Here is a 16,449-nt window from a genome sequence, read left to right as displayed (position 1 = left end):
TATGGATGGAATAGAGCGAGCAGCCATTTTGTTGTTGAGTATGGGTGAAAAGAACGCCTCGGAAGTATTAAAGCATCTGGAACCTCGGCAAGTTCAAAAAGTTGGAATGGCTATGTCCACGTTGAGTAGCGTAAGTAAGGCCAAAATGCAGAATGTTTTAATTGATTTTATTAGCGCGATTGAAGATCAAACCAGTTTAACAGTTGATACAGAGCATTATCTTCGGACTGTACTTATAGAAGCGTTGGGTGAAGAAAAAGCAAATCCATTTATTGATAGAATATTGGTATCGAATAAAGATAGTGGGTTGAACAAACTGAAATGGTTGGATGGACGGTTAATAGCTGAAGTTATTCGTAATGAACATCCTCAAATCATAGCTACTATATTAATTCATTTGGATAGCGAGCAAGCAGCTGAAGTGGTTAGTTATTTCAGTGCAGAAAAACGAGCCGAAGTATTATTACGAATGTGCAATATAGATACCGTAAAACCAGAAGCAATTTCCGAACTGGGTCAAGTCATTGAAAAGCAGTTAAGTGGTCAAACCACTGCTAAATCATCTTCTGTAGGTGGAATTAAAAGTGTGGCGGATGTGATCAATTTCCTTGATGGTGCTATGGAAGAAGAGGTGTTGGATAAAATTAAAGATTGGGATGAGGACTTGAGCGAAAAGATAAGAGATAAAATGTTTGTTTTTGAGAACATCAAGGATATGGATGATAGAAGTGTACAAACATTATTGAGAGAAGTGACTTCAGAGCAATTAAAATTAGCATTAAAAGGAACTACAGAAACGACTAAGGAAAAAATATTTTCTAATATGTCTAAACGTGCAGCAGATCTTCTCAGAGATGATATTGAAGTGCAAGGACCTGTTAAGGTTAGTGATGTAGAGAGGTCTCAGCGAGATATTTTAGCCATCGCGAGAAATCTGGCAGAAGATGGCAAGATTAGTTTAGGTGCAAAGGGAGGGGATGAGTTGATTTAGTACAATCTTACAGGTTGTGCCTTACCCGTTTTATAAAATGGGCAAGGCCGAATGCATGAGGATTTGTACATAAAATGTTGGTTCTTTGTGCTAAGTGGTAATTATTGGTATAATTTGACACCATAATAGGATTAGATAGCTATGTCAAAGGAATTTGAACCATACAATAAAGAGGTTAAAGCAATTGAATTCACTACCTGGGAATACAAGACCTCCAAGGAAGCTGAGAATATACACTCTGATGAAGAAAAATTGATTAATGAACTAGAAGTGATAAGACAGGAAGCTTTTCAAAAAGGGTATAAGGAAGGGATCCAAAAGGCAGAGGGAGAAATTAATACGATAAAAGCTGAATTGTATAGGTGGCTAGATTTGATCCAAAAACCCGCCCAAATTTTGGACGATCAATTGGCGCAGGAAATTATTCAAACCATTATCTGGTTAAGTCAACATTGTATCGGGATTGAGCTTTCTGTTAATCCAGATAAGTTACATGATTTATTGAATAAAATAAAAGATGAATTGCCCTCTTTAAGTTCAAGAAAGTCAATAAGCATGCATCCTGCTGATATTGAGTGGATTAAAAGTGAATTTCCTGAAAAAACAATCTCAGGTCTACAAGAAATATTGGTAGCCGATCCTTCATTAAATCGAGGTGATTTTTATTTGGAAGGTGAGCATACTGAGCTGGATGGTCGAATTCAAACTCGTTTTGTAACTTTATTTGACGAATATATTAATAAAGACAATTTGATCCAAATCAATACCTCTCGGGAATTGTGATGACTCTTTACCGAGCACAACTTCATAAAATCTTATCTGAGGTAAGGAGTAAGCCTCATTCTGGATTATTGCATTGTGGTAGAATTAGCAGAGCTGTCGGTTTAACATTGGAAGCCAAAGGATTTAATCAGCCTGTAGGAGCACGTTGCTTCGTTAAAATCAATGAAGAACACTCAGTTCAGGCAGAAGTAGTTGGATTTAGTAACGAAAGTGTTTATTTAATGTCTATAGGAAATATTCAGGGTATAGCGCCCGGGATGAGAATTGTCCCTACTGGACGTATCGCTCAAGTGGGTGTTGGTCCCCAGTTGTTAGGTAGAGTATTGAATGGTTCTGGAGCTTTTATAGATGACGGATCTGCAAATGAAATGTTGCAAACTTATCCATTGATAGGCCAAGTAATTAATCCTTTAAAAAGAGCACCTATAGAAGCTCCATTGGATGTTGGAGTTCGTGCAATTAATGGATTACTAACGGTTGGTCGCGGCCAACGTATAGGTTTGTTTGCTGGAAGTGGGGTAGGTAAATCAGTTTTGTTAGGGATGATGACTCGTTTTACTGAGGCAGATGTTGTTGTAGTTGGATTGATTGGCGAACGTGGTCGTGAAGTAAAAGAATTTATTGAGTGTAATTTGGGTATAGAGGGTTTAAAACGATCAGTCGTGATTGCTGCCCCAGCAGATGAAAGTCCATTAATGCGTCTGCATGGCGCGAAGGTCGCTACTAGCATCGCTGAGTATTTTCGCGATCAAGGCAAACATGTTCTATTGTTAATTGATTCCTTAACTCGTTTTGCACAAGCACAGAGAGAAATCGCTTTATCTATTGGGGAAGCTCCAGCCACAAAGGGGTATCCACCTTCAGTATTTGCTAAGTTACCTAAATTAGTTGAAAGAGCTGGAAATGGAAGGCCGGGCAGCGGTTCAATTACTGCATTTTACACGGTATTAACTGAGGGAGATGACTTGCAAGATCCGATAGCAGATGCAGCACGAGCCATATTAGATGGTCACATTGTGTTAAGCAGAACGCTTGCTGAAGAAGGGCAATATCCGGCAATAGATCTTGAAGCCTCTATTAGTAGAGTGATGCAAGGTATAGTTTCTGAGCAACAGATGAAAGACATGTTATTGTTTAAAAAGTATCTATCGATTTATGAAAAAAATAAGGATTTAATCCTTTTGGGTGCTTATGCAAAAGGAAGTGATCCCTTGTTGGATCAGGCTATATTAGCTGTAAATAAAATTAAAGATTATCTGGTACAAGGAATAAATGAGCAGGTGAGTTATAGTGAGAGTGTGATGCTGCTAACTCAATTAGTTTCAACCCTGGTGAGGGATGATCAATGAGTGATAGATTAGATCGCTTGATTCAATTATTACAAATTAAACAGGAAATCACGCACAAGGCTTATAAGGATTTGCTCAAAGCAAAGGACCAGTTTAATCAAAATAAAGCCAGACATGAACAGTTGGTTAGTTATAGGCAAGATTATTTACAGCAGTTAGAAGTAATGGGGCAACAAGGAAGTTATGTAGGGCCATTACGTAATCGTATTAATTTTATTAATCATTTGGATACTGCTCTGGTACAATTAAATTCCCATTTGAGTCAACTCGCAAAAAACAGGATGAAAGCGGATTTGAATTATAAACAAGCAAAAATGGCTGAAGAAGGAATAAGTAAGTTAATTGAGCGAGTAAAAAAGGCTGAACAAACGAAAATACAGCGTATTGAGCAAAAGGAGAGTGATGAATATGCGCAAAAGCAAAGGTATAGTAATTTAAAATATGACTGATAATAACATGTTGTCAAACAAATTTTTTAAAAAAATCTGGATGGCTTTAGCAATCCTGATAATTTTAGCGGCCGTTTTCTCCAGCATATTCCGCTCTCTTACTCCATGGGCTAAACAATATAAAGGAGATGTGGAGCAACATTTAACTTCACTGTTGGGTCAACCAGTTACAGTTCAATCTATGGAAACCGGGTGGTATTGGTTTGAGCCAGTGGTCAAATTAAAACATGTCACGATTAAGGACAACCGTAATAAATCAATTTATTTAGATAAGCTAATTGTTGGAATTAATTTATTTAAATCTCTTTGGTATTGGCGTATTCAACCTGGTGTGCTCTATGTTGATGATGTCAATTTGGTTTTCCGTGAAAAAGATGGTCATTGGGGTATTGATGGACTTTCAAGTAATACATCGAAAGGCTCGGATATTACTTTTCAAAAAACTCAGGAAATATTGGGTTGGATAGCTCAGCAGGAAAAGTTGATTATAAGGAATGTATCAGCTCATTTCCATTTTAGCGACGGATCACTAATTCCTGTTAGTGGGTTAAATATATCAATAGTTAATAGAGGAGGAAATTATAAGATAAAAGGAGAGGCAAAACTTGAGCAAACTAATGCAACTCTATTTCAATTATTGGGAAACGTTGAATTTGATCCTGCTCGAATAAACAATACAAAAGGGCATTTATACTTTTCAGCGACTCATGTTTTACCTGCACAATGGCAGAGTTTAATGCCAAAAACCTCTGTGAAATTGGAGGGGGGCAAAGGAGATATTGTATTATGGGTTGATTTGGATAAAGGGAATGTTTCTTCAATTCAGGCACAGTTGAAATTCAAACGTTTAGCTTGGAAATTATTAAATAAAAAAAGTAGTGAATTGATCCAGTCATTTTATGCAAATATGGTATGGAAACTGGATAAGCTTGGTTGGCAATTCCAGGCTGATCATATTAAATTAAGAGCGGCAGGCGTCACTTGGCCAGAGAATCAACTATCAGTACGTTTTAATAAACAACAGAACACTTATCAACTCTTTACTAAATCACTTATTGTCGAATCGTTATTGTCTGAAGCCATTAATTGGCCACCAGCCATTCAAAATATACTACAGTTAAAGCCACATGGGACATTGAGTGATACTCAGGCATTAATTAAAGAAAATCAAATTAATTATGTTTTAACTCGATTTGATCAATTAGGGTGGAGTGCAAAAGACAATATCCCAGGGGTGAAAAACTTATCTGGAGTCTTAAATTGGCAACCCACGGAAGGTCGTTTGGAATTGGATTCTGAGAATTCAACCATAGCTGTCAAAGGATACCCAACTCAAAATCTGGCGATTTTTAATGGCGCATTCGATTGGAAAGAGCTAAATGAGAATTTGCGGTTAAGTATAGAACGTTTAGTCGTAAGTCAACCTGAATTAACAATCAGTCTGGAAGGTGTTCTTGACCAGCTTACACAAAACTCTGTTGGAAATATTCGTTTAGTAGCCGATTTTTCTGGAAAGAATTTACAGAAATGGATGCCATATTTGCCTGCAAAACATATGAAGCCCAAGTTGTTTGCCTGGTTAAATAATGATGTAAAACGTTTAGCGCAAGCAACAGGTAAGATCACTATTAATGGATTGGCTAAGGATTTTCCTTTTGATAACGGTAATGGTGAGTTTTCAATTCTAAGTCAAGTCGTTGGCGGGGATATCCTTATTACTTCAAAATGGCAATTAATTAAAGACTTGGAAGGCTATATAAAACTAAAAAATAGAAATCTTGATATTGATATTATCAACGGTGACATTCAAGGTGTTCCACTTAAGCAAATGAATTTGCGTATCGATGATATTGGCAAAGATCGAGAAACCTTGTTGATTCATGGCATCATACATGGACAAGCGCAACAAATGTTAAATTTTGTTATGACTTCTCCCCTGAAGAAAAAATTATCGGCTTTAAAAATGTTAACGATGAAAGGATTACTTTCTCTGAATTTGCACTTGGAAATTCCACTTTACCCTGAGAATGATGATAATCTTGCCAGAGGTGAACTGATTTTTAAAAATAATGTCATCAACATAAAGCATCAGATGGGTGATCTTGCTGTAGAGAATGTTACAGGAAATTTATTTTTCGATGAAAAAAGCATATCGGATAGTTCCTTAAATGCTAATGCATTTGGTTATCCCCTGACTATTAAAATTAAATCAGACAAATCTCCACAATCTTTGACTGCAATATTGATCGAAGGTGAATGCACTGTAGAATCTTTAAAGAAAAAATGGAATTTACCTGTTTTTTCAGTACTTAAAGGAAATATTTTAGCTAAGGCGTTATTAAAAATTACCGATGATCCAAATGATTTGGATAATATGAAATTACATTCTGATTTGATAGGAGTAGCAGTTAATCTGCCTGCTCCTTTAGGGAAAACTTATAAAGAAAAGGCTCCTTTACTGGTTAATCTGGATTTTAATCCACAAAAGGCTCTTCGTTTAAGAATTAATTACAATGGACGATTAAGTACGGATCTTTTGCTTCAAAAAAAGAAAGGTGAATTTGAGTTTAAATCAGGCCAAATACGATTAGGTAGCGCGCAAGCTGTAAGTCAAAACCATCCTGGATTAGGTATTGTTGGCTCTACGGAAGGGTTTGATTTACAGGCATGGAAAGAAGTAATAAATAGATTTTCCAAAGAGAACACCGGCCCCTCTCTCTTGAAACTAGTCAATACTGTTAATGTAAAAATGGGTAAGCTAACTTTTCTAAATCAGCAATTTGACCATATGTCAGTATCTGCAAAAAAACAAGCGGACAATGACTGGTCTTTCAATTTAAAACAGAAAAAAATTGATGCGGATTTAACTTATCATTCAGCAACTAACTCACTTAATGGCTTCGTCAAATATTTACATTTATCTGAAATGAATCCCTCAGAAATAGATAAGGATAGTCCTTCACATCCACACCCAGCAGAAATCCCTAATTTGAATCTCAGAATTGATAATTTTTCGATCGGGAAAATTCAAGTAGGTAATATCACACTTAAGAGTCATTCTACTCCTGAACGATGGCAGATTGACTATTGCAGAGTAGAGTCTCCATATTATCAAGCAAACTTTGAAGGAGAATGGCTGCAAAATGGGAAAGTTAATCAGACAAAGATACAGACTAAAATGTATTTGAAGGATCTGGCTAAAAGTCTTGATCGTTGGGCAATGAATCCAGCAGTAGATGCAGGGAAAGGCTACATAGAATTTCGTGGAAATTGGAAAGGTACTTTATACGATTTTTCTCTGGCCAAATTGAATGGATCAATGTATCTGCAGCTTAAAAATGGTCGAATTACCCATCTGAGTCCAGAAACTGAAGAAAAGCTTGGGTTAGGTAAATTATTAAGTATATTGAGTTTACAAACTATTCCCAGACGATTAACACTTGATTTTAGTGATCTGTCCCACGATGGCTATAGTTTTGATGTATTTAAAGGGAATTTTAGTGTCAATAATGGCATTATGAGTACTAATAATAGTTATATTGATGGTCCTGTAGCTTATGCAAGCATGAAAGGGGATTTGGATTTGGTGAGGCGATTATATGATTTAAATTTAAGCATTTCACCTCATATTACTGCCAGCTTACCTGTTGTTGCTACAATAGCTGGTGGACCAATTGCTGGCTTGGCAGCATGGATTGCAAACAAAATTATTAATCAAGGCATGCAGAAGATTGCGGGATATAGTTATAAGATTTCTGGCCCCTGGAATCAACCCATTGTGCAGCAGCTTAATATAGTTAAAAATCCGTCCTAATTATTGTGACGGCAATGTGGAACGGGTTTATTGGACAAACATTCTGGGAACTGTAAACGGCTTTTGAAGGATTGCAGAATATTTTGGTTTCTCGAAGCCGAAACTGAGTTTTTAGAAGTAGAAAATAACAAAAAAATAATTATGGATGCTCTAAAGTTACTATTTTTTTACTATTGGCGTTTAAGTATATTAAAGGAAACCCCAGAAAGTTCTCCTTATTCAATTTTCCTGTTAGTAATAACTGGAATTCTGTTTTCTCTTATCATGATGATTCAATGGAGCTTTACTGAGTTCGATTTTGTCCGTGATTGGTTAGTTAGTTTCATGATGGCTATGAGCCTGAATTTATCTTTTATTTTATATACTTTTGCCATTTTAAAATTTCAAAATCTTGGATCCAGGTTTGTACAAACAGCAACATGTTTATTTGGCGTTTATATTATTGTCCATATCGTAGCAACACCTTTGTTCTTAATAGACCCTTATTTATCTAACGCGAATCTTAAAAACCCCATTTTTTTATTTATAGGTATGATATATTTATTCGTTACTTTAGGCCTTTCTATTTGGCAATTTATTATTACAGCTCATATTTTTAAATTTGCTTTGAGTACTACACCAGTAAAATCAGTTTTAGCTGCTTTTGGTTTAATGGCTGTTAATATTTTAACTATTTCTTTTTGGCGATGACATAATGACACATTTGCATATATTGGGACTAAGTGGAACTTTTATGAGCGCTCTGGCTTTACTTGCTCGAGACGCAGGATATAAAGTCACAGGAAGTGATGCGAATTGTTATCCACCAGTAAGTGATTTACTTGCTGCTAAAGGTATACATTGGACTGAGGGTTATGATGATTCTGTGTTAGCACTGCAATCTGACTTGGTTATTGTTGGTAATGCTATTAAAAGAGGGATGCCAGTACTTGAAGCTGTTATGGAGTCAGGGAAACGTTATACCTCAGGTCCTCAATGGCTTGCTGAAAATATTTTATCAAAATATCAGGTGATTGCTGTAGCTGGAACTCATGGTAAAACGACAACAACTTCAATGATTGCCTGGATTCTGGATCAGGCTGGCATGAATCCCGGATTTCTGATTGGCGGTGTGTCCAGTGATTTCAATACCAGTGCTTGTCTTGGTAAAGGGAAGTGGTTTGTCATAGAGGCAGATGAATACGATAGTGCTTTTTTTGATAAACGTCCTAAATTTATGCATTATCGTCCACACATTGCCGTATTAAATAATTTGGAATTTGATCATGCTGATATTTATCCGGATTTGGCTGCTATCCAACAACAATTTCATTACTTATTAAGAACTATTCCTGGAAATGGTGTAGCCATTAAGCCTCGTGGTGATAAAGCCTTGAATGAGGTACTGTCACGAGGCCAATATTCTCGAATTGAAGAGATTGCACTGTCCGGGGATGCTCAGTGGGTGGCCGAATTGATTGATGATAGTGGCTCAGAATTTCAAGTGCTGAAAAATGGACAAGTCGTAGCTGAAGTGTCTTGGCCTTTAATTGGTCGATTTAATGTGGAAAATGGATTGGCCGCAATAGTTGCCAGCTGCAATGCAGGGGTCAATCCTAAAGTAGCAGCTGAGGCTTTGCAGAGGTTTACCCCTGTTAAACGGCGACTTGAGGTTCGCTCTAATCGACATGGAGTAACAATTTATGATGATTTTGCTCACCATCCAACGGCAATTACAAAAACTATCGATGCTTTAAAAAAGAGCAGGAGACATCAACGTATTTTTGTAGTGATGGAATTTGCTTCATATACCATGAGAACCGGAGTACATGCTGGAGAGATGGCTCATGCTCTTGCACCTGTTGATGGTGCGTACGTGCTTGAGCCTCAGGATTTTAACCTGGAGAATTCCGTTTCTTCTTGGACCTGCCCATATAAAATATGTAAAAATAATGAAGAGATAGTCAATGAAATTGTAAATATTGTAAAACAAGGTGATGCTGTGTTGGTTATGAGCAATAGAGGATTTAATGGTATTCATCAACAGCTCATTAATTCTATAGACAAACTTTTTATGTAACTATTCGTACGATTCCCAAGGGTATACTCGGATTAGACATAGATATAATCCAGAGGAACTGCATGCAGCAATCTTTTTAACAGGATGATGAAGTAGTATTCAGCTCCAATATACCCTGACAATAATGTATTACATGCCTAACACTAACCTACGGAAAAATATATTTTTTTATTTGACCACGCAAAATTAGCTGTTTGAAATATTTGTTAGCAAATAGTTAAATTAATAGTTGCAATATTATTTGTAGGTTGATATAAAAATTAAAAGTGACTTGATCATCTAAGGCGTATTACTCGCTGCAGTTCTTGCGGGTTGACACTTGCGGGAGAGATGCCATGCTTGAGTTTGCCGAATTTCAGCAAAATGCATTGAAGTTAACAGATCGTTTATCGAGGCGTTGTGTCCCTACCCCGGGTTGTTGTGGTTTTTTTTCTGTGTTTACGTCTCGCAGCACTGCTCTGGAAGACGCATACACTATTAAATTGCTCGCAGAAAGCCTCGATAATGAGAATGATGATGAGTTGCTGACTTATCTTAAGAGCATTACCAGACGTTCTGTTGTAACTCCTAAAGATGTTAAAGAATTTAAATGCAAAGTACTTGCTGGAATATACTTGATGATGTGGTCTCACTACAACTCTACTGTTTCCAATTTTATGAATAGCTCATTGATAGAGTTGTTTCGAAGAGATTTGCAAGTAGATTCTCCACAAGACATGAATGATACAGCATTTGACTCGAATTTAGAGGCATTAAGCCAATATTGTTCTTTTGCTTATCAAAATAGAAATGAACGAATCTATGCCAATTTAATTCGTCGCTTGGGAAAAACAATTCAAGCAGATATTCATACAGTGCGTCATTCAAGAGAGAATCACGAAACATCATTCTATGATATTTATAAAGGGATTATGCGTACTTTAGGACTTAATAGCGTGTTTTAGACAGGAGACATTATGACCTTTACTCCGCCCGAGTTCGAAACAATAAGCGTGAATACTCGTAATTTAGAGAGCATATTTTCTACTTTATTGGGTAGGTATAAAATTATAACGGATACTCCGGTATCTGAAACAGCATCAAGCAGTGAGATTATTAAGAGTACCTTAGAGACGTTATTAGCGCGAACTCATAAAGTCGTGATTTGCAAAACAGACCGAGAAACAGCCAGAGATGTATTCAAACAATTAAGTAATGAACTGCGTGAAGTCTTAAAGGAAAATAATGAGGAAAAGAACAAGCAAAGTATTTTATTTTTATTAGGTGCTTTGCTTCATCGCTATTTTAGACTAATTAAAGAATACGATACTTTTAATTCATACATTCCTGTCCCATCATTTTTTTTTAAATATAAACCACCATCTGAAGTTAAAGACTGCCGATTGTTTCAAACAATAAGAGTGGCTTTAGGCTTACCTGTATCGATGGAAAAAAATTATCAAGTGAATGACTTGAAAATCCTTGATGTAACAACGATTGTAACAGCACTGGAAACATTTCGTGACAATATGCTCTTAATGGTGGTGGACAAAGATGAGGAAAAAAAGCCTCGTTACAAAACCTACCCACATTTTGCGGCTGACAGGAACTTTGAAACCTATTTGCAGGATATTATTGATGAGCATAAAAAACGCAATTCATCCGTATTAAATCAATTCAAAGCAATAGGTTTTATGCAATCGTTACTAAAAAAAATGGAACAAGAGCATCGGCAAATCAAAGAGGCCCTGGATAGTTTGAGCAAACTGTTACAAAGAAATTTCTCGGATTTTAAAACGTTAAATATAGAACTCTTAGAGGAGCAGATAAAGGCTCATATTAAATCCGAAGATTTACAGGAAAACATAGTAGATCTGTTATATACACGCCATATTAAGTCAAAATTTGGTGAACTGGATCATCAATCATTCATAAAGGAAATGAATATCTGTAGTTATAGTTTTGCAAGCTATAAGATTTTGGGCGGATTTTGTTTGTTGTTACAACATCAGGGTATTAAAGAGCAATTGAGATTTTGTATATATCAGGCATTGGGACTGGGAATAAATTCTGATGAATTAACAGATAAGGATATGCTGAATGGCATCAGATTTCTAAAAAAATATTTTACAGATAACCCTTCGGTTGAGTTAAATTACGATTTTTTTGGTGGGAAAGAGCCCATGAATACATTTATTCTACAAACAGAATTGGCTTTGGATAAAAAAGTTCAAGAGCAAAATAAATCTCAAGAAAAAGATCAGGAGACTAGCACTAGTTCTTTGGTTGTTTGATCTGATTTGGAGTAACAATTTAAGCATAAACATACCTAGGCCATAGAGTTAATAAATTGTTCATTGATTCACTCCCTCACGGTCGCGGCTCGGATTATGACTTAAGTAAATTACAACTTAAGCTGAATCGCGACTGTGAGGGAACGAATCAATGACTCCATGTTAATTATCATTGTGCCGAAAATTCCAACGCCCCATTTTTATAAGATACAATGATGGTTTCACCAGATTTGAATTTTCCAGTCAGTAATGATTGCGCTAATGGATTTTCCAGTTTTTGCTGAATGGTGCGTTTTAGCGGGCGAGCACCATAAACCGGATCGAATCCTGCTTCTGCCAAATGAGATAAAGCCTCATTAGTGACTTCAAGATTGATATTTTGTTGCTTCAAGCGATGATGCAAATAGTGAATTTGGATTGCGGCAATTTTTCCAATTTGTTCTTTAGTTAAGGCGTGGAATACCACAGACTCATCAATTCTATTAATGAATTCAGGTCTAAAATGCTGACTTACCAGCTCCATCACAGCAGTTTTTATCTGATCATAATTGAATTTGCTACTCATTTCCTGGATCAGTTGAGAGCCTAAATTAGAGGTCATGACGATAACAGTATTTCTGAAATCAACAGTACGACCTTGACCATCAGTTAAACGCCCATCATCCATAACTTGAAGAAGAATATTAAACACATCAGAGTGGGCTTTCTCTACTTCATCAAGCAAGATCACAGAGTAGGGTCTGCGCCTTACAGCTTCCGTCAAATAACCACCTTCCTCATAACCTACATAACCGGGAGGTGCACCAATTAAACGAGCTACGGAATGTTTCTCCATAAATTCTGACATATCGATTCGTACCATGGCTTCCTCAGTATCAAAGAGAAAAGAAGCCAGCGCTTTACATAGTTCGGTTTTTCCCACTCCAGTTGGCCCAAGAAACAGGAAAGAGCCGATTGGACGATTAGGATCGGATAGGCCTGCACGCGAGCGCCGAATGGCATTAGAAACGGCGTCTACCGCTTCATTCTGACCTATTAAGCGATTGTGTAATGCTTCTTCCATTTTAAGTAGTTTTTCTTTTTCTCCTTCCATCATTTTAGATACGGGGATACCAGTCCATTTGGAAACGACTTCTGCTATTTCGTCTTCAGTCACTTTGTTACGTACCAGTTTTGTTTCCATACTATCGACAGTAGTAACTTGACTCAACCTTTTTTCCAGTTCAGGTATACGTCCATACTGCAACTCAGACATGCGACTTAAATCTCCCGCTCTTCTGGCTGTTTCCATTTCCAGTTTGGCTTGCTCAAGTGCTTCCTTTATTTGTGTTGATCCTTGCATTGTTGCTTTCTCAGCTTTCCAGATTTCTTCTAAATCAGAATAATTCTGTTCCAATTCATCAATGCTTTTTTGTAAATCAATGAGTCTTTTCTTAGATGCTTCGTCGTTTTCTTTTTTTAATGCTTCCCGTTCAATTTTTAACTGGATTAAACGCCTCTCCAGCTTGTCCATACTTTCTGGTTTGGAGTCAATTTCCATGCGGATTAAACTAGCCGCTTCATCAATCAAATCAATAGCTTTGTCTGGTAATTGACGATCACTAATGTAACGATGAGATAAAGTTGCTGCTGCAACCAAGGCTGGGTCTGTAATTTCAACACCATGATGAACTTCATATCGTTCTTTTAATCCACGTAAAATAGCAATTGTGTCCTCAACACTAGGTTCGTCAACAAGTACTTTTTGAAACCTCCTTTCCAGTGCAGCATCCTTTTCTATGTATTGTCTGTATTCATCCAGAGTAGTGGCACCTATACAGTGTAATTCTCCTCGAGCTAATGCCGGTTTCAGCATATTCCCTGCATCCATAGCCCCTTCGGCTTTTCCGGCGCCTACCATGGTGTGAAGTTCGTCTATAAATAAAATAATTTGTCCTTCCTGTTTTGCCAAATCATTAAGAACTCCTTTCAAACGTTCTTCAAATTCACCCCGGTATTTCGCTCCAGCAATCAGTGCTCCCATGTCAAGTGCCAGTAAGCGCTTATTTTTTAATCCCTCAGGTACTTCACCATTGATAATGCGTTGTGCCAAACCTTCTACTATAGCTGTTTTACCTACACCAGGCTCACCTATTAATACTGGGTTATTTTTAGTTCTCCTTTGTAATACCTGAATGGTACGTCGAATTTCATCATCTCGCCCAATAACTGGATCCAATTTGCCCTGTTCAGCGCGTTCCGTTAAATCCAAAGTATATTTTTCAAGAGCTTGTCGTTGTTCTTCAGCATTTGGATCATTAACAGATTCTCCGCCCCGTAGCTCATCAATTGCTTTTTCAATCGCTTTGGCATCACCACCAGCTTGTTTCAGTATTTTTGCAAGGCTACTATCTTCGCTTATTGCTGCTAGTATAAAGAGCTCACTTGAAACAAAATTGTCTTTTCTTTGTTGTGATAATTTGTCAGTCAGATTAAGTAAGCGATTTAAAGCGTTAGAGATATGAATATCCCCGCCTGTACCTGATACTTTAGGAAGCTTATCCAAAGCCTGATCAATTAAAGTTCTTAATAGAGGTATATTAACTCCCGCTTTGCTAAGAAGAGGTCTACAGCTTCCGCCTTGTTGATCCAGTAAGGCTTTCATTAGATGTTCAGGCTCTATAAATCCGTTGTCTCTGCCTAATGCAAGGGATTGAGCATCTGCAAGGGCCATTTGAAATTTTGATGTCAGTTTGTCCATTCTCATAGGAACACCTTTTCTAATTATTTTAGGGTATTAATTCTAGTTTACATCTCATAAAATGGGTATCATTTATCTTTTTTCAAGAGCATTCCATGAATAATGAGACATCATCTAATTCTAATCCAGATTCACAAGCTTTACTTAATCAGTTGGTAATTGATTATCTCAAGGAGAAGAAAAGAAAACGCCAATGGAAATGGATCGTACGAGCAATTATTTTGGCGATATTAATTTATTCATCTTACAAAATAATGTTACTTGCTAAAAGTACCGAGGAATCCAAAAACAAAGACCATATTGGTTTGATTGATGTAAATGGTGAAATCACCGATTCCAGTTCTGCAAGTTCTGATAATTTTACCAAGGGTATGGATAAAGCGTATAAGAGTAAAGGGTTAAAAGCGATAATTATACGTATTAATAGTCCCGGTGGGAGTCCAGTGCAAGCAGAATACATTTATAATGTTTTACAATATTACAAAAGTCTAAAACCGGACATTAAGACTTATGCTGTTTGTGTCGATATGTGTGCTTCCGCTGCCTATTATGTAGCTGTTGGAACAGATGAAATATATGCAAGCCCAGCAAGTATGGTTGGTTCTATAGGTGTGCTATATAATGGTTTTGGCTTTGTTGACGCGATAGAGAAGCTTGGTGTCTCACGCAGATTACAAACCTCAGGAGTCAATAAAGCTTTTCTGGATCCATTTTCTCCAACGACAGAGTTTCATAAAGAAAAACTACAAACTATGCTTGATATAGTTCATAAGCAGTTTATTGCTCGTGTCAAAGAAGGTAGGGGAGATCGACTTCACATTAATGAGGAAACTTTTTCAGGACTGTTTTGGACAGGTGAGCAGGCTTTGGCCAGTGGTTTAATTGACGGTTATGCTAGTAGCGGACAGTTGGCACGAGAAGTAATTAAAATTACAAATATTGTTGACTATACTCAAAAGCAAAATGTCTTTGACCGCCTGACAAAAAATTTGGGTACTGCAATGGCAAATGAATTACCTGTAGCTTTGGGAATTAAGCCAGGACTAAAGTAAAATTATTTTAAAATTTCTCATCAGTTTTCACGGTCTAGGCTCGGATTGGCTGGTTCAAACCGAGCCGAAGCCGTGAGGGAGTAGATGTTCAAATACTTCAGTCAAGGTAGTTGAGAGTCCTGCAATTACTTTGAAAAATAAAACTTATTTTAAAGCAGGGGATATTGTTTGCAGAAGTGACTTAAATACCTTTGGAGTTCCAGCCACTACATCACCCTGGTTTAGAAAATCTTCTCCACCCTGAACATCACTTATTAAACCACCAGCTTCTCTAATTAGTAGTGAGCCTGCAGCGATATCCCAAGGACGCAAGCCGAGGTCCCAGAATCCATCCAGACGACCACTTGCTACATAAGCTAAATCAAGAGCGGCAGAGCCTGTTCTTCTTACCCCAGCACATTTCCCAAACAGCGCTTCGAAAGTAGGTAAATACCGTTGGGCAAGATTCACATCTCGGAAATGAAAACCTGTACCTAAAAGCGAGGCGCTTAGCTGTGTTTGCTTCGATACACGTATTCTTCTGTCGTTTAGTCTCGCTCCACGTCCTCTGCTTGCAGCAAAACACTCGTGACGAAGTGGATCATAGATGACGCCATGTTCAAGACGATTTTTAATCTTTAATGCTATGGATATGGAATAAAAGGGAAATCCATGGAGATAATTTGAAGTACCATCCAGTGGATCAATTATCCAGATTGAATCGCTATCTCCTTGTTGAATACCACTTTCTTCGGCAAGAATACCATGATCTGGGTAGGCTTTACGTATTGTATTAATAATCACTTGCTCAGCTTTTATATCCACCTCACTAAAATATTCATGACTGTTTTTGGGAGTTATTTTTAAATGATCAACTTGTTCTATATATCGATTGATGATTTCACCAGCTTGTCGGGCAGCATTGACAGCAATATTTAAAAGTGGTTCCATGGATAGACT

Annotated in this window: 12 protein-coding genes; 10 read left to right on the top strand and 2 right to left on the bottom strand. The window is 37.2% G+C overall.

All coding sequences use genetic code 11. From position 1 onward, the window contains the following. Position 1: 1 nt before the first annotated feature. The 9 genes from fliG (at position 2) to ACZ5EK_RS09160 (ending at position 11,718) form a co-directional block, all read left to right on the top strand. Positions 2–991 carry a flagellar motor switch protein FliG gene (gene fliG / locus ACZ5EK_RS09200; RefSeq protein ID WP_464429220.1) on the top strand — a complete coding sequence of 330 codons (990 nt, stop codon included), beginning with the start codon at positions 2–4 and terminating at the stop codon, positions 989–991. Between the two features lie 141 nt (positions 992–1,132). Continuing rightward, positions 1,133–1,774 (top strand): flagellar assembly protein FliH, encoded by a 642-nt coding sequence (locus ACZ5EK_RS09195; RefSeq protein WP_464429219.1) that lies wholly within the window; start codon positions 1,133–1,135, stop codon positions 1,772–1,774. Continuing rightward, positions 1,774–3,123 carry a flagellar protein export ATPase FliI gene (fliI, locus tag ACZ5EK_RS09190; RefSeq protein WP_464429218.1) on the top strand — a complete coding sequence of 450 codons (1,350 nt, stop codon included), beginning with the start codon at positions 1,774–1,776 and terminating at the stop codon, positions 3,121–3,123. The genes ACZ5EK_RS09195 and fliI overlap by 1 nt, the downstream gene beginning before the upstream one ends. Next, entirely contained in the window at positions 3,120–3,572 is a 453-nt protein-coding gene (gene fliJ / locus ACZ5EK_RS09185) for a flagellar export protein FliJ (protein ID WP_464429217.1), read from the top strand. The genes fliI and fliJ overlap by 4 nt, the downstream gene beginning before the upstream one ends. After that, positions 3,565–7,386, top strand: a complete 3,822-nt coding sequence (locus ACZ5EK_RS09180; protein WP_464429216.1) for a YhdP family protein — start codon at positions 3,565–3,567, stop codon at positions 7,384–7,386. The genes fliJ and ACZ5EK_RS09180 overlap by 8 nt, the downstream gene beginning before the upstream one ends. A gap of 141 nt (positions 7,387–7,527) precedes the next feature. Continuing rightward, entirely contained in the window at positions 7,528–8,076 is a 549-nt protein-coding gene (locus ACZ5EK_RS09175) for a hypothetical protein (RefSeq protein ID WP_464432479.1), read from the top strand. Position 8,077: 1 nt separating this feature from the next. After that, complete coding sequence (gene mpl, locus ACZ5EK_RS09170) at positions 8,078–9,445, top strand: UDP-N-acetylmuramate:L-alanyl-gamma-D-glutamyl-meso-diaminopimelate ligase (RefSeq protein ID WP_464432478.1); 1,368 nt, start codon at positions 8,078–8,080, stop codon at positions 9,443–9,445. A gap of 335 nt (positions 9,446–9,780) precedes the next feature. Beyond that, on the top strand, positions 9,781–10,389 hold the full coding sequence (locus tag ACZ5EK_RS09165) for a hypothetical protein (RefSeq protein WP_464429215.1): 609 nt from the start codon (positions 9,781–9,783) through the stop codon (positions 10,387–10,389). A 12-nt stretch (positions 10,390–10,401) separates the two neighbouring features. Continuing rightward, positions 10,402–11,718 (top strand): lpg1751 family Dot/Icm T4SS effector, encoded by a 1,317-nt coding sequence (locus ACZ5EK_RS09160; protein WP_464429214.1) that lies wholly within the window; start codon positions 10,402–10,404, stop codon positions 11,716–11,718. A gap of 169 nt (positions 11,719–11,887) precedes the next feature. Here the strand turns inward: ACZ5EK_RS09160 and clpB are convergent, their stop codons facing one another. Continuing rightward, positions 11,888–14,464 carry an ATP-dependent chaperone ClpB gene (clpB, locus tag ACZ5EK_RS09155; RefSeq protein ID WP_464429213.1) on the bottom strand — a complete coding sequence of 859 codons (2,577 nt, stop codon included), beginning with the start codon at positions 14,462–14,464 and terminating at the stop codon, positions 11,888–11,890. 89 nt (positions 14,465–14,553) lie between these two features. Here clpB and ACZ5EK_RS09150 point away from each other — a divergent pair, with 89 nt between their 5' ends. Next, on the top strand, positions 14,554–15,510 hold the full coding sequence (locus ACZ5EK_RS09150) for a S49 family peptidase (RefSeq protein WP_464429212.1): 957 nt from the start codon (positions 14,554–14,556) through the stop codon (positions 15,508–15,510). 144 nt (positions 15,511–15,654) lie between these two features. On the opposite strand, the gene ACZ5EK_RS09145 is transcribed toward ACZ5EK_RS09150, so the two are convergent. Next, positions 15,655–16,440, bottom strand: a complete 786-nt coding sequence (locus tag ACZ5EK_RS09145; protein ID WP_464429211.1) for an inositol monophosphatase family protein — start codon at positions 16,438–16,440, stop codon at positions 15,655–15,657. Positions 16,441–16,449: the final 9 nt, after the last annotated feature.

The sequence above is a fragment of the Legionella sp. JM-2024 genome (genome assembly GCF_055389095.1).
This window is presented reverse-complemented; position numbering and strand designations above follow the sequence as displayed.

Excerpts from the sequence above, each read along its gene's own strand:
- fliG (WP_464429220.1), top strand. The coding sequence starts at position 2 with ATGGATGGAATAGAGCGAGCAGCCATTTTGTTGTTGAGTATGGGTGAA.
- ACZ5EK_RS09195 (WP_464429219.1), top strand. The coding sequence starts at position 1,133 with ATGTCAAAGGAATTTGAACCATACAATAAAGAGGTTAAAGCAATTGAA.
- fliI (WP_464429218.1), top strand. The coding sequence starts at position 1,774 with ATGACTCTTTACCGAGCACAACTTCATAAAATCTTATCTGAGGTAAGG.
- fliJ (WP_464429217.1), top strand. The coding sequence starts at position 3,120 with ATGAGTGATAGATTAGATCGCTTGATTCAATTATTACAAATTAAACAG.
- ACZ5EK_RS09180 (WP_464429216.1), top strand. The coding sequence starts at position 3,565 with ATGACTGATAATAACATGTTGTCAAACAAATTTTTTAAAAAAATCTGG.
- ACZ5EK_RS09175 (WP_464432479.1), top strand. The coding sequence starts at position 7,528 with ATGGATGCTCTAAAGTTACTATTTTTTTACTATTGGCGTTTAAGTATA.
- ACZ5EK_RS09165 (WP_464429215.1), top strand. The coding sequence starts at position 9,781 with ATGCTTGAGTTTGCCGAATTTCAGCAAAATGCATTGAAGTTAACAGAT.
- ACZ5EK_RS09160 (WP_464429214.1), top strand. The coding sequence starts at position 10,402 with ATGACCTTTACTCCGCCCGAGTTCGAAACAATAAGCGTGAATACTCGT.
- clpB (WP_464429213.1), bottom strand. The coding sequence starts at position 14,464 with ATGAGAATGGACAAACTGACATCAAAATTTCAAATGGCCCTTGCAGAT.
- ACZ5EK_RS09150 (WP_464429212.1), top strand. The coding sequence starts at position 14,554 with ATGAATAATGAGACATCATCTAATTCTAATCCAGATTCACAAGCTTTA.
- ACZ5EK_RS09145 (WP_464429211.1), bottom strand. The coding sequence starts at position 16,440 with ATGGAACCACTTTTAAATATTGCTGTCAATGCTGCCCGACAAGCTGGT.